22 protein-coding genes are annotated in these 23,473 nt (G+C 68.1%); 8 read left to right on the forward strand and 14 right to left on the reverse strand.

Going from position 1 to position 23,473, the window contains the following annotated elements; translation table 11 throughout:
- Window positions 1-102: 102 nt before the first annotated feature.
- From glcE to ACTJLF_RS17460, 3 genes are all read left to right on the forward strand, one after another.
- A complete protein-coding gene (gene glcE, locus ACTJLF_RS17450) occupies window positions 103-1,215 on the forward strand; it encodes a glycolate oxidase subunit GlcE (RefSeq protein ID WP_440883593.1) in 1,113 nt (370 codons plus the stop codon).
- Window positions 1,216-1,232: 17 nt separating this feature from the next.
- Complete coding sequence (glcF, locus tag ACTJLF_RS17455) at window positions 1,233-2,471, forward strand: glycolate oxidase subunit GlcF (protein ID WP_019657970.1); 1,239 nt, start codon at window positions 1,233-1,235, stop codon at window positions 2,469-2,471.
- 101 nt (window positions 2,472-2,572) lie between these two features.
- Window positions 2,573-3,013, forward strand: coding sequence for a carboxypeptidase-like regulatory domain-containing protein (locus ACTJLF_RS17460; protein WP_019657971.1), 441 nt, complete (start codon window positions 2,573-2,575; stop codon window positions 3,011-3,013).
- Window positions 3,014-3,032: 19 nt separating this feature from the next.
- Here ACTJLF_RS17460 and ACTJLF_RS17465 read toward each other — a convergent pair whose 3' ends face one another.
- The 3 genes from ACTJLF_RS17465 to lplT all read right to left on the reverse strand — a co-directional run bounded on the left by ACTJLF_RS17465 (window position 3,033) and on the right by lplT (window position 5,841).
- Window positions 3,033-3,521 carry a glutathione peroxidase gene (locus ACTJLF_RS17465; protein ID WP_019657972.1) on the reverse strand — a complete coding sequence of 163 codons (489 nt, stop codon included), beginning with the start codon at window positions 3,519-3,521 and terminating at the stop codon, window positions 3,033-3,035.
- 11 nt (window positions 3,522-3,532) lie between these two features.
- Entirely contained in the window at window positions 3,533-4,426 is an 894-nt protein-coding gene (locus tag ACTJLF_RS17470; RefSeq protein WP_132751870.1) for a DMT family transporter, read from the reverse strand.
- A 110-nt stretch (window positions 4,427-4,536) separates the two neighbouring features.
- Window positions 4,537-5,841: a lysophospholipid transporter LplT gene (gene lplT, locus ACTJLF_RS17475; RefSeq protein WP_019657974.1), complete on the reverse strand. Its 1,305-nt coding sequence runs from the start codon at window positions 5,839-5,841 to the stop codon at window positions 4,537-4,539.
- Between the two features lie 203 nt (window positions 5,842-6,044).
- On the opposite strand from lplT, the gene alr reads away from it, so the two are divergent.
- The gene (gene alr, locus ACTJLF_RS17480; RefSeq protein WP_019657975.1) at window positions 6,045-7,145 is read left to right on the forward strand and encodes an alanine racemase; all 1,101 of its coding nucleotides are present in this window, start codon (window positions 6,045-6,047) and stop codon (window positions 7,143-7,145) included.
- A 4-nt stretch (window positions 7,146-7,149) separates the two neighbouring features.
- Window positions 7,150-7,914 carry a hypothetical protein gene (locus tag ACTJLF_RS17485; protein WP_132751871.1) on the forward strand — a complete coding sequence of 255 codons (765 nt, stop codon included), beginning with the start codon at window positions 7,150-7,152 and terminating at the stop codon, window positions 7,912-7,914.
- Here the strand turns inward: ACTJLF_RS17485 and ACTJLF_RS17490 are convergent.
- Window positions 7,868-8,839: a LysR family transcriptional regulator gene (locus ACTJLF_RS17490; RefSeq protein WP_440883594.1), complete on the reverse strand. Its 972-nt coding sequence runs from the start codon at window positions 8,837-8,839 to the stop codon at window positions 7,868-7,870. The two genes, ACTJLF_RS17485 and ACTJLF_RS17490, sit on opposite strands and share 47 nt — an antisense overlap.
- Window positions 8,840-8,956: 117 nt before the next feature.
- Here ACTJLF_RS17490 and ACTJLF_RS17495 point away from each other — a divergent pair, with 117 nt between their 5' ends.
- Genes ACTJLF_RS17495 through ACTJLF_RS17505 form a run of 3 tightly spaced genes read left to right on the forward strand, consistent with a single transcriptional unit; the run spans window position 8,957 to window position 11,521 of the window.
- Entirely contained in the window at window positions 8,957-9,892 is a 936-nt protein-coding gene (locus ACTJLF_RS17495) for a DMT family transporter (protein WP_440883595.1), read from the forward strand.
- A gap of 31 nt (window positions 9,893-9,923) precedes the next feature.
- On the forward strand, window positions 9,924-10,667 hold the full coding sequence (locus ACTJLF_RS17500) for an alpha/beta hydrolase (RefSeq protein WP_354327371.1): 744 nt from the start codon (window positions 9,924-9,926) through the stop codon (window positions 10,665-10,667).
- Complete coding sequence (locus ACTJLF_RS17505) at window positions 10,664-11,521, forward strand: hypothetical protein (RefSeq protein ID WP_440883596.1); 858 nt, start codon at window positions 10,664-10,666, stop codon at window positions 11,519-11,521. Before ACTJLF_RS17500 ends, ACTJLF_RS17505 begins: the two co-directional genes overlap by 4 nt.
- A gap of 7 nt (window positions 11,522-11,528) precedes the next feature.
- Here the strand turns inward: ACTJLF_RS17505 and ACTJLF_RS17510 are convergent, their stop codons facing one another.
- The 10 genes from ACTJLF_RS17510 to ACTJLF_RS17555 form a co-directional block, all read right to left on the reverse strand.
- Window positions 11,529-12,206 (reverse strand): phytanoyl-CoA dioxygenase family protein, encoded by a 678-nt coding sequence (locus ACTJLF_RS17510; RefSeq protein ID WP_440883597.1) that lies wholly within the window; start codon window positions 12,204-12,206, stop codon window positions 11,529-11,531.
- A 35-nt stretch (window positions 12,207-12,241) separates the two neighbouring features.
- Window positions 12,242-13,498, reverse strand: a complete 1,257-nt coding sequence (locus tag ACTJLF_RS17515; protein ID WP_440883598.1) for an oligosaccharide flippase family protein — start codon at window positions 13,496-13,498, stop codon at window positions 12,242-12,244.
- 4 nt (window positions 13,499-13,502) lie between these two features.
- Complete coding sequence (locus ACTJLF_RS17520; RefSeq protein WP_132800210.1) at window positions 13,503-14,795, reverse strand: hypothetical protein; 1,293 nt, start codon at window positions 14,793-14,795, stop codon at window positions 13,503-13,505.
- Window positions 14,792-15,877 (reverse strand): glycosyltransferase, encoded by a 1,086-nt coding sequence (locus tag ACTJLF_RS17525; protein WP_132800207.1) that lies wholly within the window; start codon window positions 15,875-15,877, stop codon window positions 14,792-14,794. Before ACTJLF_RS17525 ends, ACTJLF_RS17520 begins: the two co-directional genes overlap by 4 nt.
- Before the next feature lie 21 nt (window positions 15,878-15,898).
- Window positions 15,899-17,047 carry a polysaccharide pyruvyl transferase family protein gene (locus tag ACTJLF_RS17530; protein WP_132800204.1) on the reverse strand — a complete coding sequence of 383 codons (1,149 nt, stop codon included), beginning with the start codon at window positions 17,045-17,047 and terminating at the stop codon, window positions 15,899-15,901.
- A complete protein-coding gene (locus tag ACTJLF_RS17535) occupies window positions 17,044-18,138 on the reverse strand; it encodes a hypothetical protein (RefSeq protein WP_440883599.1) in 1,095 nt (364 codons plus the stop codon). The genes ACTJLF_RS17530 and ACTJLF_RS17535 overlap by 4 nt, the downstream gene beginning before the upstream one ends.
- A gap of 135 nt (window positions 18,139-18,273) precedes the next feature.
- The gene (locus tag ACTJLF_RS17540) at window positions 18,274-18,939 is read right to left on the reverse strand and encodes a sugar transferase (RefSeq protein WP_038116462.1); all 666 of its coding nucleotides are present in this window, start codon (window positions 18,937-18,939) and stop codon (window positions 18,274-18,276) included.
- A 392-nt stretch (window positions 18,940-19,331) separates the two neighbouring features.
- Complete coding sequence (locus ACTJLF_RS17545; RefSeq protein WP_440883600.1) at window positions 19,332-21,593, reverse strand: polysaccharide biosynthesis tyrosine autokinase; 2,262 nt, start codon at window positions 21,591-21,593, stop codon at window positions 19,332-19,334.
- The gene (locus tag ACTJLF_RS17550) at window positions 21,590-22,045 is read right to left on the reverse strand and encodes a low molecular weight protein-tyrosine-phosphatase (RefSeq protein WP_019657989.1); all 456 of its coding nucleotides are present in this window, start codon (window positions 22,043-22,045) and stop codon (window positions 21,590-21,592) included. The genes ACTJLF_RS17545 and ACTJLF_RS17550 overlap by 4 nt, the downstream gene beginning before the upstream one ends.
- Entirely contained in the window at window positions 22,042-23,220 is a 1,179-nt protein-coding gene (locus tag ACTJLF_RS17555) for a polysaccharide biosynthesis/export family protein (protein ID WP_019657990.1), read from the reverse strand. The genes ACTJLF_RS17550 and ACTJLF_RS17555 overlap by 4 nt, the downstream gene beginning before the upstream one ends.
- Window positions 23,221-23,473: the final 253 nt, after the last annotated feature.

Consider the following 23,473-nt stretch of genomic DNA (forward strand, 5'->3'; position numbering starts at 1 on the left):
TCTTTCGCGGCGCGATCACCCCGACGGGGGACATTCGCTGAGGGGAGCACCCGGTGGCCTGTGCACGCACCCCGAACAACGACATCAAATACAGAGCCCACGATGAGCATCGACACCGCACTGAACCACATGGTCGAGCGAATTCGTGCCGCAGCTGCAGAAGCCGAGCCGCTGTGCATTCGCGGCGGCGGCACGAAGGACTTCTATGGCGAGATACCGCAAGGCGAAGTGCTGAGCACCGCGGACCTCGCCGGCATCACGAACTACGAACCGAGCGAGCTGGTCGTCACCGTTCGCGCGGGCACCCTCCTGGCCGAACTCGAAGCCGCACTCGCCGAGAAGGGTCAGTGCCTGCCCTTCGAGCCGCCGTGCTTCGGCAGCGGCGGCGCGGTGGGCGGCATGGTCGCTGCCGGACTCAGCGGCCCCGCGCGCGCCAGCGTCGGTTCGGTGCGCGACTACGTGCTCGGCGCCACGCTGGTCAACGGCCGCGGCGAGGTGCTGAGCTTCGGCGGCCAGGTGATGAAGAACGTCGCGGGCTACGACGTCTCGCGCGTGCTCGCCGGTTCGCTCGGCACGCTGGGCGTGATCGCCGAGGTCAGTCTCAAGGTGCTTCCCGTACCGCCCGCCGAGGCCACGCTGGAGTTCGCCTGTACCCAGGCCGATGCGCTGCGGCTGCTCAACGAATGGGGCGGCCGGCCGCTGCCGCTGAACGCGAGCTGCTGGTTCGAATACGCCGGGGCGGGCGCGCTCTACCTGCGGCTGCGCGGTGCGGTCGCCGCCGTGGAAGCCGCGTGCGAACACCTGGGCGGCGAGCGCAAGGACAACGCGCGCGCCGCCGCCGACTGGCAATCGCTGCGCGACCAGCAGCTGCCGTGGTTCGCCACCGGCGAGGGGCCCGATGCGCTCTGGCGCGTGTCGGTGCCGCAGACCGCGCCGGTGTTGTCGATCGACGGTGCCGCGCCGCTGATCGAATGGCACGGCGGCCAGCGCTGGTACAAGGCGCCGCCCTCGCAGGCCGCGCGCATCCGCGAGATCGCGCGCGCGGCGGGCGGCCATGCCACGCTGTTCCGCATGCCGGGCACTGGCGCGCCGGGGGCCGTCGCGCCGCGCTTCGACGCGCTGAGCGCACCCGTCGAGCGCATCCAGCGCGCGCTGATGCGCGAGTTCGATCCGCACGGCATCTTCAACCGCGGCCGCCTGCTGCCCGCCCACTGAGAACAAGAACAGAAGACATGCAAACCGAGCTCGCCCCCGAATTCAAAGGCACCGACGAAGGCCGCGAGGCCGAGGCCATCCTGCGCAAGTGCGTGCACTGCGGCTTCTGCACCGCCACCTGCCCGACCTATCAGCTGCTCGGGGACGAGCTCGATGGTCCGCGCGGGCGCATCTACCTCATCAAGCAGGTGCTCGAGGGCAAGGAGCCGACGCGCAGCACGCAGCTGCACCTCGACCGCTGCCTCACCTGCCGCAATTGCGAGAGCACCTGCCCGAGCGGCGTGCAGTACGGCCACCTGGTCGACATCGGCCGCAGGATCGTCGACGAGAAGGTGCCTCGGCCCGCGATGGAGTCCGCACAGCGCTGGGTGCTCAAGGAAGGCCTGCCGTCGCCGCTCTTCGGCCCCGCGATGAAGCTGGGCCAGTCGGTGCGCGGGCTGCTGCCCGAGGCGCTGAAGGCCAAGGTGCCGGCGAAGCAGGAGGCCGGCGCATGGCCCACGGCCACGCATGCGCGCAAGGTGCTGATGCTCGCGGGCTGCGTGCAGCCGTCGATGATGCCCAACATCAACGCCGCCACCGCGCGCGTGCTCGACGCGGCCGGCATCCAGGCGGTGATCGCGCCCGAGGCCGGCTGCTGCGGCGCGGTGAAGTTCCACCTGAACGACCAGGAGGGCGGCAAGGCCCAGATGCGCGCCAACATCGACGCGTGGTGGCCGCTCGTGGAGCGCAACGAGGTCGAGGCCATCGTCATGAACGCCTCGGGCTGCGGCGTCACCGTGCGCGAGTACGGCCACATGCTGCAGCACGACGCGGCCTATGCGCTGAAGGCCGCGCGCATCAGCGAACTCACGCGCGACCTGGGCGAGCTGCTGCCCGACATCGTGCCCGCGCTGAAGGCGCGCGTGAAGGCGCCCGAGGGCGTGGTGGCCTACCACCCGCCGTGCACGCTGCAGCACGGCCAGAAGCTGCGCGGCGGCGTCGAGGCGCACCTGCGCGCGCTGGGCTTCGACATGCGCGTGGCGATGAACGAATCGCACCTGTGCTGCGGCTCGGCCGGTACCTACTCGGTGCTGCAGCCCGAGCTGGCCTACCCGCTGCGCGACCGCAAGCTGGGCCACCTGAAGCAGCTTCGTCCGTCGGTGATCGCCTCGGCCAACATCGGCTGCATCACCCATCTGCAAAGCGGCAGCGAGGACACGCCCGTGCGGCACTGGGTCGAGCTGCTGGACGCGGCGCTGGCGCCTGGCAAGGGCTGATCGCAGGCGCCGTCGGACAAGCGGGAGGGGGCTGGTCCGACTCGCGCGGCGCCGGTCCGCGGCGCATCATCGCCGCACCGAATCTGCAAGGAGAAAGCGCCATGTCCCACCTTCTGCCCGCATCCACTACCTCCGCCACGCTGCGTCGCGTCCTGCTGGCCTGCCTCTGCGCGGGCGGCGCGATGGCCGCGCAGGCCCAGGGCGCCATGCCCCAGTGGCAGGGCGCAGGGTCGGCGCGCTACGTTTGCGGCGGCATCGGCTCCGACGAATCGACGGCGATGCGCGCGGCCATGAAGGAGCATCCGCTCGCGCTGCTGTTCGCGCGCGCCGACGGCGCCTACATGGCGAACGTGGACGTGACCATCAAGGGCGGCGACGCCGGCAGCGCCGCTGCGCTGGCGTTCCGCGCGAGCGGCCCGGTCTGCCTGGTCGACGTGCCCAACGGGCGCTACGTGATCGACGTCGCGGCGCCCGGCGGCGCGGTGAAGAGCCAGACCGTGACGGTGGGCGGCGGGCCGAAGACGGCCGACTTCAGGTTCTGACGCAGCAGCGGATGGCCGCTCAGGCCGCGGCCAGCGCGGCCTCGACGTCGCGCTCCAGCGAAGCCGGCGTGTCCAGCGGCGCGTAGCGCTTGATCACGGTGCCGTCGCGGCCGATGAGAAACTTCGTGAAGTTCCACTTGATGGCCGTGCTGCCCAGAAGGCCCGGCTTCTCTTTCGTGAGCCACTTGTAGAGCGGCGCGGCGTTCGCGCCGTTCACGTCGATCTTCTCCATCATCGGGAAGCTGACGCCGTAGTTCTTCATGCAGAAGGCGCCGATCTCCTCGTTGGTGCCCGGGTCCTGGCCGCCGAACTGATTGGAGGGGAAGCCCAGCACTGCGAGGCCCTTGTCGGCGTACTTCTCGTGCAGTGCCTCCAGTCCCGCGAACTGCGGCGTGAAGCCGCACTTGCTGGCGGTGTTGACGATCAGCAGCACCTTGCCCTTGAAGGCGGAGAGCTTCACCGGCTTGCCGTCGATCAGGTTGGCTTCGAAATCGTAGACGCTGGCCATGCTGTTTTTCCTCAGGTGGGAGACGAAGTGGCGCGATCATCGCGCCGCACGGGCGTTCGCGCAAACGCCGCCCAGACCGCGCCGAGCACGATCAGCGAGCCACCCACGAGGATGCGCGAGTCCATCGCGGCCGCGCCCAGTGCCACGGAGGAGACGCTTGCGAACAGCACCTCCGACAGCATGATCACCGAGGTCGCCGAGGCCGTGAGCCGCGCCGCACCGTACTGCAGGCACACGTTGGCGAGGACGAAGGCCGTGCCCAGCAGCGCGGCCCAGCCCAGCCAGCCCGGCGCGGCGCGCAGCGGCGAATCGAACGCGCCGAGCGCCGTGCCGCCCATCGCCGCTACACCGGCCACGAAGGCGCAGCCGCAGAACATCGCCAGCGCGCGCGACTCGCCGGGCGCCTGCCGCAGATGGCGCAGCGCGATGTTGGTGACGGCGAAGCCGAAGCCCGCCGCCACGCCCAGCCAGTCGGGCAGGCTCGACGGCACCGGCCAGTCGGCGCCGGGTGCCTTCAGCACCACCGCCACGCCCGTGAGCGCAAGCGCCACCCGCGCGAGCGCACCGCCGGTGGGCCGCTCGCCGAGCAGCAGCCAGGCCAGCAGCACGCTCCACAGCGGCATCAGGTAGAAAAGGAGCACCACGCGCACCACGTCGCCCTGCGTCACGGCCCAGTTGAAGCCCACGTTGGTGAAGCCTGCCGCCAGGCCCAGCACCGCCAGCATCGGGAAGGCCGCGAAGCCTTTCCAGGCATGCCGACGCAGCACGCCCATCAGCACGGCGATGGCCGTGTAGATCAGGCAGGTGGTCCACAGCGGATGCAGGCCGTGGCCCGCGATCTGTCGGAAGGGGAACCAGGAGACGCCCCAGACGAAGGCGTTCAGTAGCAGGGCAAGTGCAGGCATTGGGGCGCGAGTTGTTCAAGGGACGCCGAGGAACCGGCTTCGCCGGGCCTCCGGTGCCGCCCCCGGCGAGGGTTGGCGCAGCGACACGAAGTGCGCGCAGCCTGGGGGAGTCAGTGGTGCTTGTCGCTGCGGGCGATGGCGAGCAGGTGCTCCACTTCCTCGGGATACTTCTTGAGGTTGTTCTCGTGCCAGCGCTTGATGATCCACATGCAGCCCGCCACCACGAGGCCGAAGGCGCTGATGGCGCCGTAGGCCGAGAGTCCGAGGCCCGTGCACACGCTGTAGAAGCCGCCCAGCAGGAGGATGCAGGCCTGCTCGTTGAAGTTCTGCACCGCGATGGAACGGCCCGCGCCCATCAGGTTGTGGCCGCGGTGCTGCAGCAGCGCGTTCATCGGCACCACCAGGAAGCCGCCCAGGCCGCCCAGCAGGATGAGGAAGGGCACCGCCAGCCACACGTTGCCGATGAAGTTCATGCAGATCACCATCAGGCCCATCGCGATGCCCATGGGGATCACGCGCGTGGCCATGTCCAGCCGCATGCGCATCGAGGCGACGATCGCACCCACGGCGGTGCCGATGGTCACCACGCCCGTCAGCGCCGAGGCCTGCGTGGTGTTGTAGCCCAGCGCCAGCGAGGCCCAGGCCAGCACGATGTACTTGAGGTTGCCGCCCGCGCCCCAGAAGAGCGTGGTGGTCGCCAGCGAGATCTGGCCCAGGCGGTCGCGCCACAGGCGGGCGTTGCAGTGCCAGAAGTCGGGCAGCAGGGCGGCGACGTTGCGCATCAGGCCGTGCTCGGGATTGGAGCGCAGCGGACGCATCTCGACGCCGGTGTGCGGGATGCGCGTGTTGAACCAGGCCGCCAGCATGTAGACGAAGATCAGCACCGTGAGCGCCGCCTCGGCCGGCGTGTCGATGCCGGTGTCGATGAGGGGCAGGTCGAAGGCCAGCAGCTTGCTGGAGACCGCATGCCCCACCAGCGTGCCGCCGAGGACGATGCCCAGCAGGATCGACGCGATGGTCAGGCCCTCGATCCAGCCGTTGGCCTTGACCAGCTGCGATGCCGGCAGCAACTCGGTGAGGATGCCGTACTTGGCCGGCGAGTACGCCGCGGCGCCGAGCCCCACGATCGAATACGACAGCAACGGGTGCGAGCCGAAGAGCATCATCAGGCAGCCCAGCACCTTGATGGCGTTGCTGATGAACATCACCTTGCCCTTGGGCAGGGCGTCGGCGAAGGCGCCCACCAGCGGGGCCAGCACCACATAGAAGACAGCGAAGATGGGCACCAGCGCCGCGCGCTGCCATTCGGGTGCGCCCGAACTCCGCATGAGATCGACCGCAACAACGAAAAGCGCTTGGTCGGCCAGCGACGAAAAGAACTGGGCCGACATGATCGTGTAGAAACCGCGCTTCATCGATGGGCTGGCTGGCCAGAGACGTGCATCAGGTCTGCTGGCGGTAGTGAAAAAGTGTCGCGTAGAGGGCGAATGGGCGGTTATAGCACGGGGGTGCGACGCGCAATCCTGCATCCCCACCGTGTTCGACCCCATTCCCGAAGATGCTAAAACGTGGTCTGCATTGTCCCGGCCTCCTGCCGAGCCCTCTCCGGAAACCCTTCATGCCGCGCCCGATCCTCGCCACCGTCCATACCGAAGCCCTGCGCCACAACCTCGAGCGGGCGCGCCGCTCGGCCCTCGAATCCCGCGTCTGGGCCGTCGTCAAGGCCAACGCCTATGGCCACGGCATCGAGCGGGTCTATGAGGGTTTGCGAGGCGCCGACGGCTTCGCGATGCTCGACCTGGCCGAGGCCGAGCGCGTGCGCGCCCTCGGCTGGCGCGGCCCGGTGCTGCTGCTGGAAGGCGTGTTCGAGGCCCGCGACCTGGAGCTGTGCTCGCGTCTGGACCTCTGGCACACCGTGCACTGCGACGAGCAGATCGACATGCTCGCCGCCCACAAGACCCTCAAGCCGCAGCGCGTGTTCCTCAAGATGAACTCCGGCATGAACCGCCTGGGCTTCACGCCCGAGCGCTTCGGCGCCGCCTGGACCCGCCTCAACGCGCTTACCCAGGTCGACGAGATCTCCCTCATGACCCACTTCAGCGATGCCGACGGCAAGCGCGGCATCGATCACCAGCTGGAAGCCTTCGAGCGCGCCACCCGCGACCTGCCGGGCGAGCGCTCCATCGCCAACAGCGCCGCCACGCTGCGCCACCCCGACCGCACGCGCGGCGACTGGGTGCGCCCCGGCGTCATGCTCTATGGCGTCGCGCCCGACTACCCCGAGCACGACGCGGCCCACTGGCAGCTGCAGCCCACCATGACGCTGTCGACCAGGCTGCTGTCGGTGCAGACCCTGAAGGCCGGCGACACCGTCGGCTACGGCTCCAACTTCACGGCCGAGGGGCCGCTCACCATCGGCGTGGCGGCGGTCGGCTATGCCGACGGCTATCCGCGCCACTGCGGCACCGGCACGCCGGTGCTGGTCAACGGCGTGCGCACCCGCATGGTCGGGCGCGTGAGCATGGACATGATCACCGTCGACCTCACGGGCGTGCCCGACGCGCAGTTCGGCAGCGAGGTCACGCTGTGGGGCAAGTCGGCCAGGACGGGCGCCGTGCTGCCCATCGACGAGGTCGCGAAGGCCGGCGGCACCATCGGCTACGAACTCATGTGCGCGGTGGCGCCGCGCGTGCCCTTCGCCGAGCCGGAACCCGCCTGAGGCCGTGAAGATCCTTTCCAACTGGCGCTCCGTGCGCCTGTGGGAAACGCAGCTCGAGCGCGAGCTGCACCGCAAGTACAGCCTGCGCACGCACGGCATCCTCATCGGCAGCTTCACGCTGCTGCTCATGTGGGGCGTCTCTGCGCTGCAGATGCACCTGCTGCACGTCGATTCGCTCGCGGTGCGCTATTTCCTCACGCTGGGCGTGGGGTACCTGGGCTATCTCCTGGTGCTGCGCTGGTGGGCGAAGCGCCTCGTCGAGGAGCGAGGGCTCGACTTCGACGTCGACGCGCCCGACTTCGAGTTCGGCGGCGGACGCGGCGGCAGTTCGCACAGCCACACCGGCATCGGCAAGGCCCCGGGCGATGGCGGGGGTGGCGGCAGCGGCAGCGGCCTCTCCGACGTCGCCAGCGGCGCGCTCGACGTGGCCGGCGGTGCGGACGAGGGCGCGGTGGTCGTCATCCCGGTGATCGCCGTCTTCCTGATCTGCGCGGCCATCCTGTTCGGCGCGGGCTCGCTGGTGCTGCTGTACTTCAGCTGGGACGCGCTGCTGGCCGTGGCCATCGAGATCGCGTTCTCCTACGTGTCGGCGCGCGCGGCGGTGCGCGTGGCGCGCGAGGGCTGGCTCATGGCCGCCGTGCGGCTCACCTGGAAGCCGCTGCTCGGCGCGGTGATCTGCGCGGTGGCGCTGGGCGCGCTGCTCGACCACTTCATGCCGCAGGTCAACTCCCTGCCGGAGGCTGTGCGCGTCCTGCTGAAGAAGCACTGAGCGCGCTCACCAGGTGATCGACCAGCGCCCTGCACTTGGGCGCCATGAAGCGGTTGGGCGGGTACAGGATGTACGCGTGCCCGCGGTAGTTGCCGCGGTACTCCCAGCCGGGCAGCACGCGCACGAGGCTGCCCGCATCCAGCGCCTGCTGCGCGACGAAGGCCGGCACCACGGCCACGCCCAGGTCCGCCAGCGCGCCTTCGAGCCGCACTTCGCTGTGGTTCGAGACATAGCGGCCGCGCACGATGACTTCCGCTTCCTCGTCCTCCTCCTTGTTCTTGCCTCCTTCTTCCCTGCCGAACCGCCAGTGGTTGTCGCGCTCGTGCTCGCCCAGCGAAAGGCAGCTGTGGGCCGCGAGGTCGCGCGGGTGCTCGATGGGGCCATGCGCCGCCAGGTAGCGCGGCGAGGCGCAGAGGATGTGCGCCACCGGCATCAGCCGGCGCGCCACCAGCCCCTCGGGCGGCTTCGTCGTCAGCCGGACCACCAGATCGACGCCTTCACGGATCGGATCGACGTCGCGGTCGGCCACGATGAGCTGCACGTCCACGTCGGGGTAGCGCCGCAGGAACTCGAGGACGTGCGCATGCAGCACGCGCCGCGCAAAGGCCTTGGGCGCGCTGATTCGCACCAGCCCGCTCGGGCCCGCGGCGAACTGCTGTCCGATCTCCATCGCACCCTGCGCCGCCAGCACCAGCTCGCGGCAGCGCGCGAAGGCCTCGGCGCCGGGCTCGGTCAGCCGCAGCTGGCGCGTGGTGCGCTGCAGCAGCTGGACGCCGATCTCCTTCTCGAGCCGTTTCACCTGCCGGCTCGCTGCCGAAGGCGTCATGCCCAGCAGGTCGGCCGCGGCCGAGAAGCTGCCGAGCTCGGCGACCCGCACGAAGGTCACCATCTCCGGCAGCACCTTGAGAAATGAATTCGTTCCCACGACGCAATAGTCCTGTTCCGGCCGACGCCTGTGCGGCCCGGATGATGCCCGGAACAATTCCATGCACGACGGATGCGTCGGGTTCTCGGAAATGTTCACGGACGGCGCAAGCGAAGTATGGATTCAAAGACGAAGAGGTCGGCGGGCATCGGCCTCGCCGAGGTCATGCTGCTGCTGGTGGCGGCGGTGTGGGGCGGCAGCTACGCAGTGGCCAAGCAGGCGACGCAGCAGCTGCCGGTGCTGGAGTTCATCGCGCTGCGCTTCGGGCTGACCTTCCTCGTGCTGCTGCCCGCGCTGAAGCCGCTGTTCGGCGTCGAGTGGCAGAGGGGCCTCGCCGTCGGCGGCCTGCTCGGTGCGAACCTGCTGGCGATCTTCGTCTGCGAGACCTTCGGCGTGTCGCTCACCACGGCCAGCAATGCCGCCTTCCTCATCAGCCTGTGCGTCGCGCTCACGCCCTTCGTCGAATGGTGGCTGCTGGGCCAGCGGCCGGCGCGGCGCATGTTCCGGGCTGCCGGCCTGTCGGCGCTGGGCGCGGCGATGCTCTCGGCCACCTCGCCCGCGGAACTCTCGGTGGGCTGGGGCGACGGCCTGATGGTGATCGCGGCCTTCCTGCGCGCCGTGATGGTCTGCATGACGCGACGGCTCGCCGGGCACCATGCGATGCCGGCGCTGACGCTGACGGCGGTGCAGTCGGGCGTGATGGCCCTCGGCGCGGGGGCGCTCGCGCTCGTCGCCGCGCCGGCCGGCGGCGCATGGCACGTTCCGCCTGCCACGGCCTCTTTCTGGTGGGGCATGGCCTACCTCGTGCTGCTGTGCACCGTCTTCGCCTTCTTCGCGCAGAACCATGCGGCCTCGCGTTCGAGCCCGAGCCGCGTGTCGCTGCTGATGGGCAGCGAGCCGGTGTTCGGCGCGCTGATCGCGGCCTGCGGCTTCGGCGAGCGCATCGGGCCGTGGGGCTGGGCAGGGGGCTTGCTGATCGTCTGCGCGGCGTGGTGGGTGACGATGCCGGCGAGGGAGGCTTCGGGCCGCGTTGTCGCCGGCGATGCCGCCTGAAAGGGCGGGCGGGCCGTGTCATGCTCGCGCGATGAACGACGACTTCTCCGTTGATGCGGCCGATCAAACGCTGCGCGGCACGGTCACCGGCAACGCCGCTGGCGACGCGCCGAGCGTGCTGGCTCTGCACGGCGGCGGCCAGTCCTCGCGGCGCGGCATCCAGTACCTTCTCTCGGCTCTGGCGCGCGATGGCGTCGCGAGCGCCTCCTTCGACTTCTCCGGTCACGGAGACAGCACCGGCCAGGTCGAAGGCTCCAGCCTGAACGAACGCATGTCGCAGGCGCTGGCCGTGGCCGGCCACGTGGCGCCGGGGCGGCCGCTCTCGCTGATCGGCACGAGCATGGGCGGCCACGTCGCGTGCTCCCTGATCGAGCGGCTGCAGCCGCCCGCGCTGGTGCTCTTCTGCCCGGCAGCCTATGCGGCCCCGGCCCAGGACGCGCCCTTCGGCCCGAGCTTCCAGCAGATCCTGCGCTCGACCGTGGACTACGCGAGCTCGCCGGCCTTCACGGCGCTCGAAGGCTTCGAAGGCCGCCTGCTGCTGGTCCACGGAACGCAGGACGCCGTGATTCCCGCGCAGGTCCTCGACCAGTACGAGCGCAGGGCCCGCAGGGCCGAGTCCGTCGAGGTCGTGCGGCTCGAAGGCGCGGGGCACAAGCTGCACGACTGGCTCCAGTCCCGGCCACGGGACCACGGGCTTGTGCTCGATGCCGTGCTGCGGACGCTGGCCCCCGGGGCTCGGAGACAATCCGCGCCGGGAGGAATTTCGTTCACATGATTTCGAAGAAACAGGGAGCGCGCGCCGCCTGGCGCGCATGCGGCATCGCGCTGGCGGTCGCCGCTGTCTCGGCGCACGCCGAAACCGACGCGGCGGCATCCGCGGACCCGCAGCGATCGCAAGCCACGGAGGCCGTCGCAGGCGCGCCGGCCGTGCCTGTCGCACCCATATCGCCCGCCGCACCTGTCGAAGCGGTCGCAGCTGCCGCGCCAGCGGCACCTCAGACCCGCGTGCGCTTCAGCCGGGGCATGTACAAGCCCGGGATCGAACAGCTTCGTGTGGTCCGCCGCGAGAACACGATGAACAACATCGCGGGGCAGGTGGCGCTGAACATCGCGCTGTCGGTCATCGCGGGCGGCGTGAGCGTCGGCGCGCAGGGCTTCTCGAAGGACGACCTCGGCGGCACCACGCTGGAGGCGCTCAAGGACGACCCGCTGGGCGTCAACCCCGCCATCAGCGAGCTGAACGATGCGCTCAGCAAGGTCGCCACCGACATCTACCGCAAGCGCGCCGAGGCGGCCTACGCCACGGCCCTGACCGACGGCTCCACGCCCGAGGAGATCGAGGAGGCGCGCAAGGTGCAGGCGGTGGCGGACACGCCGCTGCTTCCGGGCTCCTGGCACCTGGTCTACGAGAACCTGACCGGCTCGGACGAGCTGTATCGCCTGAAGTTCGGCGCCGAGCTCGGCCGCGCGGGCTTCATGCGTCCGCCGGCCGCGTGCTTCTATCAGTCGGAGCCGGTCGCATGGAACGAGTGGCAGGCCGACAACTGGCAGCGGCTGCGCGAGGAGCGCGCCAAGGCCGTGGCGCGCTGCACCGAGACGCTTTCGGCCACGCCCGAGAAGTTCTGGTGAACGCGTCCTAGGCCGCGCGGAACGCCTGCATGGCCGCGGGCTGCCGGTTCAGCCCCAGCGCCAGCGCCAGAAGCTCGTCGTCGGCGCACAGGATCGCGAAGGCGCGGTGCTTCTCGCCGAAGCTCATGACCGGGCCCGAGTGGTGGAGCGAACGGTGGTTGAAGGCCACCACGTCGCCCGGGTCGACCTCGTAGCCCACGATGTCGAAGGCGCCGCGGTTGGATTCGATGTCGGGCAGATCGATGGCCGGCGCTTCACCGGACTGGCCTGCGATCCGGTAGCCGGTCTTCCAGAGATGGGAGCCGCGCACCACCTCCGGCGCGATCTCGCGCGGCATGTGGTCCACCGGCATCCACAGGTGGACGATGCGGTGGCTGTCGGCCAGCCCGCAGGACACGTCCTGGTGCCAGTGCGCAGCGGTCGCGGCGCTCACGTCCTTGTCGAAGAGCAGTTCGTCGCAGGTCCAGCCCAGCCGGCGGTTCACCGTCAGCTGGCCGGCGATCTCGCTGGCGCCCGATTCGGACACTAGGTGCTGCAGCAGCAGGCCGTCGCGCCGCTGTCGGAGGCCGTCGCGCGCCAGCTCTATCCACTCGGGCGAGACGATCCCGCGCAGGCACACGACGCCATCCCGCAGGAACCGGAGGCGCTCGTCGAAGCTCACGCCGCGAAGCAGTGGGTTGCTCATCAGGATCTCCTCGTCCGGCGCCGGCCCTTGGGGCTTCAGGCGCGTTGCTCCCCTTTGTTCCCGTCAGCCCCGCTCGCCCGCACCAGGAAGAACAGCCAGCCGACCATCAGCGCGGCCATGCAGGCGAAGCCCCACGTCATGGCGTGGATGGTCTGGATGTAGGAGACGGGCCGTCCGGCCGCGAGCATCGCGACCGCGAACACCACCGCACCCACCATCGAGCACAGCAGCAGGGCGCCCGGCCGCGACGCGGCCCTGAAGCCGGTGCGCAGGCACATGGTGAGCCCGAAGATCGCGGGCGCGTAGAAGAAGGGCGAGAAGTCCATGCCCCGGTAGTTCGCGCCGAAGGCCAGCACCACGAGGTGCGGCCCCAGCAGGCCCAGCGCCACGCCCACGGCCTCGGCGACCACGAAGCCGAGCAGCACGAAGCCGGTGAAGTCGCGCAGCGACTTCTTCCTCCTGGCGTCGTCCGCCGACTTCCAGTTGGCCGCCAGCTGCGGCAGCAGGTAGTAGCCCAGCGCCGACAGCACGTACTGCATCGGCAGCAGGAAGGTGATGTAGATCTTCAGCAGGCCGCCCTGCTCGGCATCGGCCGAGGAGCCCAGCAGCAGGATGGCGCCGCCGGTCATGATCCAGCTCATGAACTGCGAGAGGCTGGCCTTCCAGCCGTAGGCCATCGATTCGCGCGCCGTCAGGCCGTGGGCGTCCTTCGCGGCCGGCAGCGGAAGGACGGTGTGGCGCGTGTTCGCGAGCACCAGGAAGAGAAAGGGCAGCTGCAGCACCGAGACCAGCAGCAGCGCCTCCTTCCAGCCCGCGGGCCTGGCGGCATTCAGCACGACGACGTAGCCCACCGAGATCAGCGCGCCCGAGATGCACAGCACGCCGTAGCGCCGCCCCGCGAGCAGCAGGCTGCGCGAGATCCAGAAGATCTCGTAGCCCACGATCAGCGCCACGCCCACCCAGTGCAGCTGCCCCGGGAACGCGGCGATCTGCCATGCCAGGAAGCCCAGCAGCGAGAACAGCACCACCAGCGCCCAGGTCAGCCAGGCGGAGGAGCGGTCGGCGTAGTGGCGCCGGATCAGCAGGGGCTCGTGCACCATCGCCATGTGCAGGATGTACTGGAAGCTGATCACCGCGAGGAACGCGGAGGCCACGCCGAAGTCCGCGGGCGAGAGCACGCGGGCCAGCGCGAAGCTGAGCAGCAGCTGGCTCGCGCTGTAGATGCACTGGTCGGCGACGGCATAGATGGGACCGCCGAGGCGTTTGCCGAGTCCGGAGAGCCGTTGCTTCATCCACCTAGCCCGAGATGGAAAGCAGCACCGGGCTGGAGGTCGCCTTCACGCTGAAGCCCTCGCCCGAACGGCTGCCGCAGCTGCCTTCGCGCATCTGCGGGAAGAAGTCGACGCGCGTGCACTTCGCGCCCGCGGCCGCGGGCACCGACACGCTCTGCTCCGCGCCCTGCGTCCAGACCACGTGCAGCATCGACTCGCCGCGGCGCAGCACCAGCCGGCTCGCGCCGCGCGCGTCGTCGTAGGAGACCTTCTGCGAGTGCCGCGCGATCTTCAGGAACTCGGTCAGCGCCGAGTAGGCCTCCTTCTTCTCGCCGGACATCGACATGAGCCCGAAGTTGTCTTCCTTGGAGAAGTACGACTGGCCGCGGTCGCGCCACGAGTACAGGTTCAGCAGCCGGATGCCGGCCGCGACGTTGATCAGGTACTCCCTGAAGATCAGCGAAGCCTGCGCACCCTGGTTGCGCACCGGCATGTACGAGGCGTAGCCCCATTCGGAGGCGACGATGCCGGTCTTGTTCAGCTGGCGCCTGTCGAGCTGCGCGCGCAGCCTCTGGTAGTCGGCCAGCGCGGTCTCGGGCACCGAGCGGTAGGGGTGGATGGAGATGTCCGTCAGGCAGTCGCTGCGCGCGGCGGAGACGAAGGCGTCTTCCAGCTCCGAGGGTACCTTCCCCCTACCGCCGCCTCCTCCGCCGCCGACGAAGGGCAGCTTCGCGAAGCCGAAGCCGACGATGATGTCCGGGCGGATCTGCCGCTGCGCGAGCCGCTCGCACAGCGCCGAGGTGGCCGCGCCGAAGTCGCGCACCAGAGCGGGCTGCAGGAAGGTCTTGTTGTCGGGCTCGTTCCACACTTCCCAGATGGCGACGTCGGCCGAGTGCGCCTTGATGAAGTCGGCCGCGAAGTCGGCGAAGCGGTCTTCCTTGCTGCCGCTGCCGCCACCGCTGCCGCGCATGTCGCCAGGCTCGTGGCCCCAGATCTCCTTGCCGCCGAACAGCGTGACCATGGCATCGAGCCTGGCCTTGCGCACGCGCTGGATCAGCTTCGAATAGTCGGTGAGCCCCGGATTCACGCTCCTGATCGGCGGACGCACGCCGAAGCGCACGAACTCGAAGCCGGCCGCACGGATTTCGCGCAGGTCGTCGTCGGTGATGGTCGCGGGATCGATCTGCACGCTCAGGGAGACCGGGTACTCCGAACTCAGCGTGCCGATGCCCCTGGCATGTGCCGAAGCGGCCGGCACGACCGAGGCGGCCGCGAAGAGCAGGGCGCCCAGCAGGCTGGCGAGGGTCTTCTTCTTCATGGCAGTACCGACTCCTTGTACAGGTCGACGATGGCGGCGTTCATGCGCTGCGAGGTGAACTTCTCCTCGAAGATCCGCCGGCCGGTCCGGCCCATCTCGCGCAGGGTCTCGATGGGCATGCGGTCGATCTCGCGCAGCAGCTGGTCGATGTGCTCCAGCTCGAAGAGCCGGCCGCTGCGGCCGTTCTCGACGATGTCGACCAGGCCGCCGACGGCCGATGCGAACACCGCCTTGCTCCTGGCCATCGCCTCGACCGCGACCAGCCCGAAGCCTTCCCAGCGCGAGGGCACGATGATGGCGTCGCACGACTGGTAGACCGCGTCTAGCGAGTCCTTCTCTAGCCAGCCCTTGAACTCGACGCGCTCGGGCTGGGCGAGCTGCAGGTCCTTGCGCACCGCGTCGCCGACCACGATCAGCCTGAAGTCGGGCCGCACGCGGGCGTAGGCGTCCAGCAGCAGGTCGATGCCCTTCTGCCGGTCGAGCCGGCCGACGAACAGGATGGTGCGCGGCGCAGGCCTGCCGGCGCCCTCGGGCGGCTGCGGCTCGGGCGCGGGGGCCGCGTCGGTGCTCACGGCATCGATGCCGTTGGGAATGCAGGTGCAGCGCCGTATGCCCGACTCGGCCGCGATCCGCACCTCGTGGCGGCTGATGCAGATGATGGCGTCGCTGCGCGAGGACAGCAGCCGCTCGATCCAGCGGTAGGCCGACTTCTTGTAGCGCGACGCTGCCTGGTCGAAGGCCCAGCCGTGCGAGCAGTAGACGATCTTCACCTCGCGCGGGATCTGGCCCAGCAGCGCCATCGAGCGCACGATGCCGCCGGCGATCGAGCTGTGCAGGTGCAGCACCGAGGGCCGCTCCGACTCGATGATCTTCTTCACCCGCTTGGCGTAGCCCACCAGCGACAGCGGGCTGCGCGCGGTGGGCACCACGTGCGCGCTCTCGGGGCTCAGCCAGTCGACCTGCCCGGGCAGGATGAACTTCACCTGGCTGATCTCCGGCGAGTTGCGCTGGAAGTTCGAGACGATCCGGAGATAGGTCTCCAGCCCGCCCTTGAGCGTTTCCGCGACGTGCAGGACTTTCATGGCTTTCTCGCTCCTCGCTGCTCAGATCAGTGCGTGGGTGCCGGCGATGACTTCGGACTGGAGCTCGCCCAGCCGGTGCGGGTCGTTGCGCTGCCGAAGCAGGTTCAGCACGCTGGCCTTCAGCTCGTCATGGCGCGGCGAGAGGCCGAACAGGAACTCGGTGCGGTTCGTGAGCCGGAAGAAGGACTCGACCTTCTTGTCCCAGTTCATGCCGATGGACGGGATGCTCAGGCTGTAGGCGACGATGTTCGCGTGCAGCCGATGCGCCGCGATGCAGGAGCAGGCGCTGATCAGCGCGACCAGGTCGTCGGGGCGCTTCGGCACGGCGAAGGAGAAATCGTCCGCCGCCGCGGTGCGCTCGGAAATCTCGGCGAGCACGCGGTTGTCCTCCGCCGCGCCGTTGGTGAAGTACAGCACCCGCGCGCCCTCGGCCCGCAAGGCCTGCGCGAGGCCCGAGAAGAACTCGGCCGAGCCGCCGGCGCGCTTGCTGCCGTATTCGGAGTTCATCACCAGCGCGTCGAGGCTGCTGACGCAGATGCCCACGTCCCACTTCTTCTCGGGCGACAGTTCCTCGGAGAAGGCGCTCGCGCAGACCAGTGCCGGATCGGGCACCACGCTGATGCGGCTGCGCGGGATGCGGAAGAACGCGTGCAGGTTGTTGGCCGAGTCCACGTCGCGCGTGGCGTAGTAGACCGGCGCGGCGTTCTGGAAGAACTTGCCCACAAGCAGCCTTCCCCAGAACGACCACCTGCCCGTGACGCCGACCGACACCACCGCCACCCGCTTTCCTCGCAGCAGCCTGCCCAGGAAGAAGAGCTTCGACGGGAAGTTCAGCGCCACGTCGCAGAAGAGCTGGCCGCCGCCGATCAGCACCAGGTCGGCATCGGCCACCGCCGCCTGCCATTGCCGGCGCCAGCTCAGCAGGTAGTTCTTGAGGCAGTAGGCGAAGACGATGGCGGAGCGCAGCAGCGAGGGCAGCTTCTGGAAGATGCCGAAGGCGCCGCCGCCGCGCAGGTTGGATTCGTCGAAGCCCACGCGCCCGGCGATGTCGAGGAACTCGACCTTCGCCTCCGGGTACTTCATGGCCGCGATGTGGGCCAGCGACGCCGCGATGACGCCGTCGCCCAGGTTGTCGCTGAAGGGCACAGCGCAGATCAGGATCTTTTTCATCTTGGAATACCTGCAACAGGTCTCTGATTTCCGGAAACCTTGATGGCGATCAGATAAAGCATCACCGAGGTCAGGTGCCGGGTGAAACTGCCGAGGTCCGGTTCGAATATCAATTGGACGAGGATGTGGGCGACGAAAAGGCTGCCGAAGAAACGGGGCTCGAATTCCCCCGGATTCCGCCTCGACCTTCGCCGAGCCTTGTAGAGGATGAGCAGCATCGCCACGATCATCATCTGCATGAACGCATCGCTCGGCGTGTGGAAATAGATGACGGGCGTGATCAGCACCGTCGCCGCATAGACGTAATTCACCAGGAAACCGGGACCGGTGGCGGGCGAGGCGATATTGGTGAATGCCGTGCGGTTGTCGCTGCCGATCTGCTCCGCGTACGCATTGGAGGTGTCGCGCGGCGATTGCAGCGTCTGCAGGAGATTGGAAGGCGCCGCCATGATGGCGCCGGCGGCCAGGATCGCGGCCAGTAAATGGTATTTGAGCGGCCGCCGCCAGAGCCAATGCACGGCGAAGAACGCGCCGACGATCAGGAGATAGTAATTCCGGACGAAAACACCGTAGATCGCGTAAAGGCCCAGGAATGCGCCGATGGTGAGGAATTTCGATGTCCGGAAATAGATCGTCGTCACCGTGATGCACATGGTCATGATGAGCACCACCGTCTCCTTCGACGGCGCAAACATGTTCAGCATGATGCAGGGCGCGATCAGCAGCAGCCTGGAAAAGAAATCGCCGGCCCGGCGGATATTGCGCGTCGCGAAGAAAAGAAATACCGCGCTGCTGGCGCAGGTGAATACGTCGAGATTGTTCGATCCGATGATGCTGAAAAGCGCAGCCGTCACGGCGAACGAATTGTCCATTTCGTCCGTGCCGCCGTAATTCAGGATCTCGAGGATCTTGGCCGAGTCGACGCTCCATTTCTCGGGAAGCATCTCCCTGAAGAACGCGTAGATGACCACGTACACGAGCACGATCAGCACTCCCGCCACGGAATACGGGTTGAAGCGGCGCGAGCCCCTTCTTCCCGTGGTCATCGGGGGGCGTGCTTGCGCGGCCGGCGCTGCAATGGCGTGGCTCATCGGCATGTGGATTCCGATCCGATCGATTCCAAAGCGAAGGAAGGTCTGTCGGGCCTTGCGGCGTGGACTGCGTGAAAGACTTGCTCCGGCCGGCGGGGCCGGAGCCGGCAGCCGGTCAGCAGGGGACGGCGGAACTCACCGCGACCCGTGACCGGCAGCGACCACCCAGATGGTCCTGAAGAAGATGTCGAGGTCCTTCCCGACGGAAAGGGTTTCGACATACCTCACGTCGAGCGCGACGCGCGCGTTGTAGGTCAGCTGGTTGCGCCCGCTGACCTGCCAGAGGCCGGTGATGCCGGGCCGCACCGCGCAGTAGTGCGACCAGCTCTGGCCGTAGAGCTCCTTCTGCTCCAGCATGCAGGGACGCGGGCCGATCAGGCTCATGTCGCCCACCAGCACGTTCCAGAATTGCGGCAATTCGTCCAGGCTGGTCTTGCGGATGAATTTGCCGAAACGTGTGATGCGCGGATCGTGGTCGAGCTTCTGGTATTCGTCCCACTGGCGCCGCGCCTCGGGGTCGTTCTTCAGGTGTTCCTCCAGCACCTGCGCCGAATTGGCGATCATCGAGCGGAATTTGTAGAAGCGGAATACGCGCCCGTTCTTGCCGTACCTCGGCTGGTAATAGAGCACCGGCGCACCCGAGCTCGCGAAGACGCAAAGCCCCAGCAGCACGAAAAGCCAGCCGAAGGCGATGAAGAAGAAAAGGGCGGCGCTGATGTCCACCGATCTTTTCGCGACTTTCAGCAATGGCGAATGGTTGATTCCGGATTGCGACCCTGATCGAGATCGGCCGCGCGACATGCCGGCGCCTGCGTCGATGTCCCAGCCCTGCGGTACGAGCGACTCCTCCGAATGGAGGTTTTCCACGGGATCTTTCCATCCGGATTTGAAGCGCGACAATATTTCCCGTCGAAATGCTTTCATTTTTTGACGCACCTTTCCTCATGCGGGCAATTGCCCGCAGATCCTCGGTTATGGCCCTGTTTTTTTGGCCGACACTATCCGCACAAATGCCTCTTGGTGCCTGCGTATGCACGCACTATTGCGCGGCCAAATGACTCGATGAAGGCAATACGAATGAATTAACGATCATTTGTAATGCCTTTTGATGCCGAATACTATTTGAGTATCCAATCGATGTGAGAGACCGAAATCCGTCGCATGATTTTGAATTTAACTCCAATTCAGACGGTCTAAGTGGAATCCCTGTTGGTATTGTATGTGTATTGCAACTGTTTGTAAGCGCCATATTTGTAGCCGCCGCTTCCAGCATGCCTACGGCTTAAATCAATAGCATTCAGAATTACGCCATTTACGCTCCTGCCTGCATGGGCGAGCCTTCTGACGGTCTCGTTCAATTCGCCGAGCTGGGTTTTCTCGGCACGCGCCACCAGCAGCAGGGTGCTGGCCAGCGGCGCCACCGAGGCGGTGTCGGCGGCCACCAGCACCGGGGCCGTGTCGATCACGACGAGGTCGTAAAGCGGCGACAGCTTCTCCAGCACCTCCACGAACGACTCGCTGGTGAGCAGCTCCGCCGGGTTGGGCGGCAGCACTCCGGTGGTGATGACGTCCAGGTTGGGCAGCACGGCAGGGCGGATGGCCTGCTCGAGGCTCAGCGTGCCGGCGATCAGCTCCGACAGCCCCGCGGAGCGCGGGATCGAGAAGAACTGGCTGACCCGGCCCTTGCGCAGGTCGGCGTCGACCAGCAGCACCCGCTTGCCCGTGGCCGCGCTGATCGCCGCGAAGTTCACCGAGACGAAGGTCTTGCCCACGCCCGGCGTCGCGCCGGAGATCAGCAGGCGGTTGTTGGTCGCCTCCAGCATCGCGAACTGCAGCGCGGTGCGCAGGCTGCGCAGGCTCTCCACCGCCGGGTCTTCCGGCTGCAGGTGCGCGAGCACGTGCTTGCCTGCCACCTTGTTCTCGATGTTCCTGTCGATGGTGCGCTGCGCAGTGCTCAGCGGGACGCTGCTGTAGACGTTGAGGCCGGTGTGGCTCTCGATCTCCGCCGGGTTGCGGATGCCGCCGAAGAACGAGCTGCGCGCGATCGCCGCGCCCAGGCCCGCCGCCAGCCCGAGGATCGCCGCCAGCGCGATGACCAGCGGCCGCTTCGGCCACACCGGCTCTTCGGGAACGATGGCCTCGTCGAGCAGGCGCACGTTGCCGACCTTGCCTTCCTTCGCCAGCCGCATCTGCAGCGAGCTGTTGAGCAGCGACACGTAGAGGTCGGTGTTGACCTTGATGTCGCGCTGCATGCGCACCGTGTTCTGCTGCAGCTCGGGCATCTTGCGGATGCGTGCGTCGACGGCGGCCAGCGCGCTCTTCCATGCGGCGACCTGCGCGTCGAGCGTCTGCACGCTCGGGTGCTCGTTCGTGAAGCGCGAGGTGAGCTCGCGCCGCTTCTGCTCGGCCTCCAGCAGCTTGGACTGCAGGTCCACCGTCTGGGCCAGCGCGTTCCTCGCCTCGTCGTCGAGGCTCACGGTGCCGTTCTGGTTGCGGTAGCGGTTGTAGATGTCTTCGGACTGCTCGAGCTGCTTCTTGAACTGGGGCAACGCGCCGTCGAGGAAGCCCAGCGTCTTCTCGGCCTCGGCCGCCTTGCGCTCCATGTTCTGCCGCACGTAGAGCCGGCCGATCTCGTTGAGCAGCTGCGTCAGCTTCTCGGGGTCGGGGTTCTTCCAGCTCACGTCGAGCACGCCCGACTGCTTGCCCTTCTCGACCACCTTGAGCGCGTCCTGCAGCGCCAGCAGCGTGAGCTGCGCGGAAGAGCGCACCAGCACGAACTGCGCGCCGGGCCTGGCTTCGATGCTGCTCACCATCAGGCTCAGGTTGCCGTTGGCGACGCCGGGCAGCTTCGCCTCCAGCAGCGTGCCGACGATGCCCTTCAAAGGCGTCTCGATGTCGGCGCTGCTCAGTTCGTAGCTGCCGTCGGTGCCCAGGGTCAGCGTGAACGGCTTGTCCTCGAAGTCGGCGGGCACGTCGAAGCGGGGCACGAGGATCTTCTCGGTGCCCGTCACGTAGCCCGACAGTCCCATGAAGCCGGGCTCCGAAAGCCCGGTCGCGCGGCGCGCGAGCCAGCTGCCCACGAAGGGCGCATAGCGCGGCCGTGCGCTGATGTAGAGCTTGGTGTTCTCCACCGCCTTGCCGAGGATGGCGCGCGATCGCAGGATCTCGATCTCGCCCGCGGCCGGCGTCTTCACGCTCAGCAGCGAGGAGGCCGCATCGCCGAGGAAGCTGCCCGCGGAGTTGCCACTGTCCTCCACCTGCACCGCGAGATTGGCCTCGTAGACCGGCTTGCCGAGGAAGGCGTAGGCCGTTCCCAGCAGCACCGCCACGAGGGCGACGGCCGCGACGAGCCAGCGGTTGTCGATCAGGATGTCGAGGTACTCGGCCAGGTTGATGCCATCACCATCCTCTTCCATGGCTTGCAGCGGCAGCGCGGCTTGCTGGGTTGCGTTCATGTCGGTTGCTGCTCGGGTTTCGTGATTTTCAGAATGCGGTCGATCCACGCGCGCGCGCCGGCATCGATCAGCGCCAGGGCATGCTCGAACGCAGCCTCGTCCTTGCCGTAGGGGTCGGGCACGTCGTGGCCCTCGAACTCGGCGATGCGGAACACCTTGCCCCGCACGAAGGGGTAGGCCGTCTCCAGATGGCGGCGCTGGTCGCGGTCCATCACCAGGATCAGGTCGGCCTGCCGGCACAGCAGCTGGCTCACCTGCTGCGCGACGTGGCCCGAGATGTCGATGCCGCGCAGTTGCATGAGCCTGCGCGCGGTGGCGTCCGCCGGCCGGCCGACGAGCGCGCCCGTGCCGGCCGAGAACACCCGCAATTGCGGCAGGCCTGCGGCGAGCAGGCCTTCCGCCATCGGGCTTCGGCAGATGTTGCCGATGCAGACTGTCAGCACGGATCTCATCGGTGGTTCATGTAGACGCGGTCGCCGATGTCGAGCACCTGCGCTGCGGGAAGGATCAGGCTGGCCACGCGGTTCCAGCTGGCCAGCGGCACGGAGTCGATGTAGACCACGTCGCGCGGCTGCAGCGGAAAGCGGTCGGCCAGTGCGAGCGCGGCCGGGTTCTTCGCGTTCAGGTGGAAGACCGAAGGCGTGCTCGTCGCATCGGTGCCCTCGCCGTTGCGGTTGTTGCGCACGACGTAGATCTGCCCCGTGTTCGCCGTGCCCAGGTTCGCGCTGCCGGCCTCGCCCAGCGCCTCGTTGAGGCTGAGCCGGCCGTTGTGCATGTTCAGCGCCGAGGGCTTGAGCACCTCGCCCATCACGAACACCTTGCTCTCGTCGCGGTTGCGCACCTGCACCACGTCGCCGTTGTGCAGCGGGATGCGGCTCGCGCCGATGCCGATGTCCTGCAGCCTCGGCAGGTCGATCAGCGTGGTCCTGTCGCCGCGCGTGAGCGTGATGAACGAGCGGTCGCCCGCGGCCGTGATGCCCCCCGCGCGGTTGAGCGCCTCGGCCAGCGTCATCGGCACGTCGGTGAAGATCTGCAGGCCCGGCGAGTTCACCTCGCCCTCGACGAAGGCGCGGCGGCTGCGGAAGGACTGGATGCGCACCGTCACCTGCGGGTCCTTGATGTACCTGGCGATCTGCCTGGCGATCAGGTCGGAGGCCTCGATCTCGGTGAGGCCCTGCATCTTCACGCGTCCGATGTAGGGAAAGCTGATCTGCCCCGAGGCGTCGACGATGAAGCCGGGCGCGACGCTGATGCCGGTGGGGTCCACCTGCTGGGAGATCACGGCGCCGGCATGCGGCAGCAGCTCGGGATGGTCGTAGACGATGACGCCCACCACGTCGCCCGGGCCGATCGTGTAGGGCGGCGCTTCGCCGAACAGCGCCTTCACGTCCGGCGGCACCGCCGTGGGCCGTGCGTCGGACATGGCCCTGATGAGGCTGGGCGAGATCGGCACCAGCCCGCCCTCGGCCGGCATGCCGTCAGCCGCCAGTGCCGGCGCCGGACTCCGGTCGGGCTCGTAGGCCGCCACCGAGCCGAAGCCCGGCGCGCAGCCCTGAAGCGCCAACGCCCCAACCAGGGCGGCACTCCAACCCGTCAGGTACAGGTAGCGTGACAAATGGAACTCCATTGCGAACTTGGGTTATTTCAAAAACTGCGATTCCACATGCAAAGCCCGAGCCTGAAATTGCTCGATTGCACCGGTTAATTCTTTTTGATGAATTCGAATTGACCGGGGCCCCGTCGATTTATCGGCAGGCCTGCAGGAGCGCGAATTCTCGCTGCCTTCGCGAGGCGACTTTTTGGTGGAGTAGACGCAAATGACGTGTCTATTCGTGCGTCGACCACGCCGGCCACAGGGTCATGCCGGAACATGGCCTGCG

Source organism: Variovorax sp. 22077, assembly GCF_052044195.1.
GTDB classification, from domain to species: domain Bacteria; phylum Pseudomonadota; class Gammaproteobacteria; order Burkholderiales; family Burkholderiaceae_C; genus Variovorax; species Variovorax atrisoli.

Excerpts from the sequence above, each read along its gene's own strand:
- ACTJLF_RS17505 (WP_440883596.1), top strand. The coding sequence starts at position 10,664 with ATGATTTCGAAGAAACAGGGAGCGCGCGCCGCCTGGCGCGCATGCGGC.
- ACTJLF_RS17510 (WP_440883597.1), bottom strand. The coding sequence starts at position 12,206 with ATGAGCAACCCACTGCTTCGCGGCGTGAGCTTCGACGAGCGCCTCCGG.
- alr (WP_019657975.1), top strand. The coding sequence starts at position 6,045 with ATGCCGCGCCCGATCCTCGCCACCGTCCATACCGAAGCCCTGCGCCAC.
- glcE (WP_440883593.1), top strand. The coding sequence starts at position 103 with ATGAGCATCGACACCGCACTGAACCACATGGTCGAGCGAATTCGTGCC.
- ACTJLF_RS17540 (WP_038116462.1), bottom strand. The coding sequence starts at position 18,939 with ATGTCGCGCGGCCGATCTCGATCAGGGTCGCAATCCGGAATCAACCAT.
- ACTJLF_RS17460 (WP_019657971.1), top strand. The coding sequence starts at position 2,573 with ATGTCCCACCTTCTGCCCGCATCCACTACCTCCGCCACGCTGCGTCGC.
- ACTJLF_RS17520 (WP_132800210.1), bottom strand. The coding sequence starts at position 14,795 with ATGAAGAAGAAGACCCTCGCCAGCCTGCTGGGCGCCCTGCTCTTCGCG.
- ACTJLF_RS17495 (WP_440883595.1), top strand. The coding sequence starts at position 8,957 with ATGGATTCAAAGACGAAGAGGTCGGCGGGCATCGGCCTCGCCGAGGTC.
- ACTJLF_RS17555 (WP_019657990.1), bottom strand. The coding sequence starts at position 23,220 with ATGGAGTTCCATTTGTCACGCTACCTGTACCTGACGGGTTGGAGTGCC.
- ACTJLF_RS17530 (WP_132800204.1), bottom strand. The coding sequence starts at position 17,047 with ATGAAAAAGATCCTGATCTGCGCTGTGCCCTTCAGCGACAACCTGGGC.
- ACTJLF_RS17465 (WP_019657972.1), bottom strand. The coding sequence starts at position 3,521 with ATGGCCAGCGTCTACGATTTCGAAGCCAACCTGATCGACGGCAAGCCG.
- lplT (WP_019657974.1), bottom strand. The coding sequence starts at position 5,841 with ATGAAGCGCGGTTTCTACACGATCATGTCGGCCCAGTTCTTTTCGTCG.
- ACTJLF_RS17500 (WP_354327371.1), top strand. The coding sequence starts at position 9,924 with ATGAACGACGACTTCTCCGTTGATGCGGCCGATCAAACGCTGCGCGGC.
- glcF (WP_019657970.1), top strand. The coding sequence starts at position 1,233 with ATGCAAACCGAGCTCGCCCCCGAATTCAAAGGCACCGACGAAGGCCGC.
- ACTJLF_RS17535 (WP_440883599.1), bottom strand. The coding sequence starts at position 18,138 with ATGAGCCACGCCATTGCAGCGCCGGCCGCGCAAGCACGCCCCCCGATG.
- ACTJLF_RS17470 (WP_132751870.1), bottom strand. The coding sequence starts at position 4,426 with ATGCCTGCACTTGCCCTGCTACTGAACGCCTTCGTCTGGGGCGTCTCC.
- ACTJLF_RS17515 (WP_440883598.1), bottom strand. The coding sequence starts at position 13,498 with ATGAAGCAACGGCTCTCCGGACTCGGCAAACGCCTCGGCGGTCCCATC.
- ACTJLF_RS17545 (WP_440883600.1), bottom strand. The coding sequence starts at position 21,593 with ATGAACGCAACCCAGCAAGCCGCGCTGCCGCTGCAAGCCATGGAAGAG.
- ACTJLF_RS17550 (WP_019657989.1), bottom strand. The coding sequence starts at position 22,045 with ATGAGATCCGTGCTGACAGTCTGCATCGGCAACATCTGCCGAAGCCCG.
- ACTJLF_RS17525 (WP_132800207.1), bottom strand. The coding sequence starts at position 15,877 with ATGAAAGTCCTGCACGTCGCGGAAACGCTCAAGGGCGGGCTGGAGACC.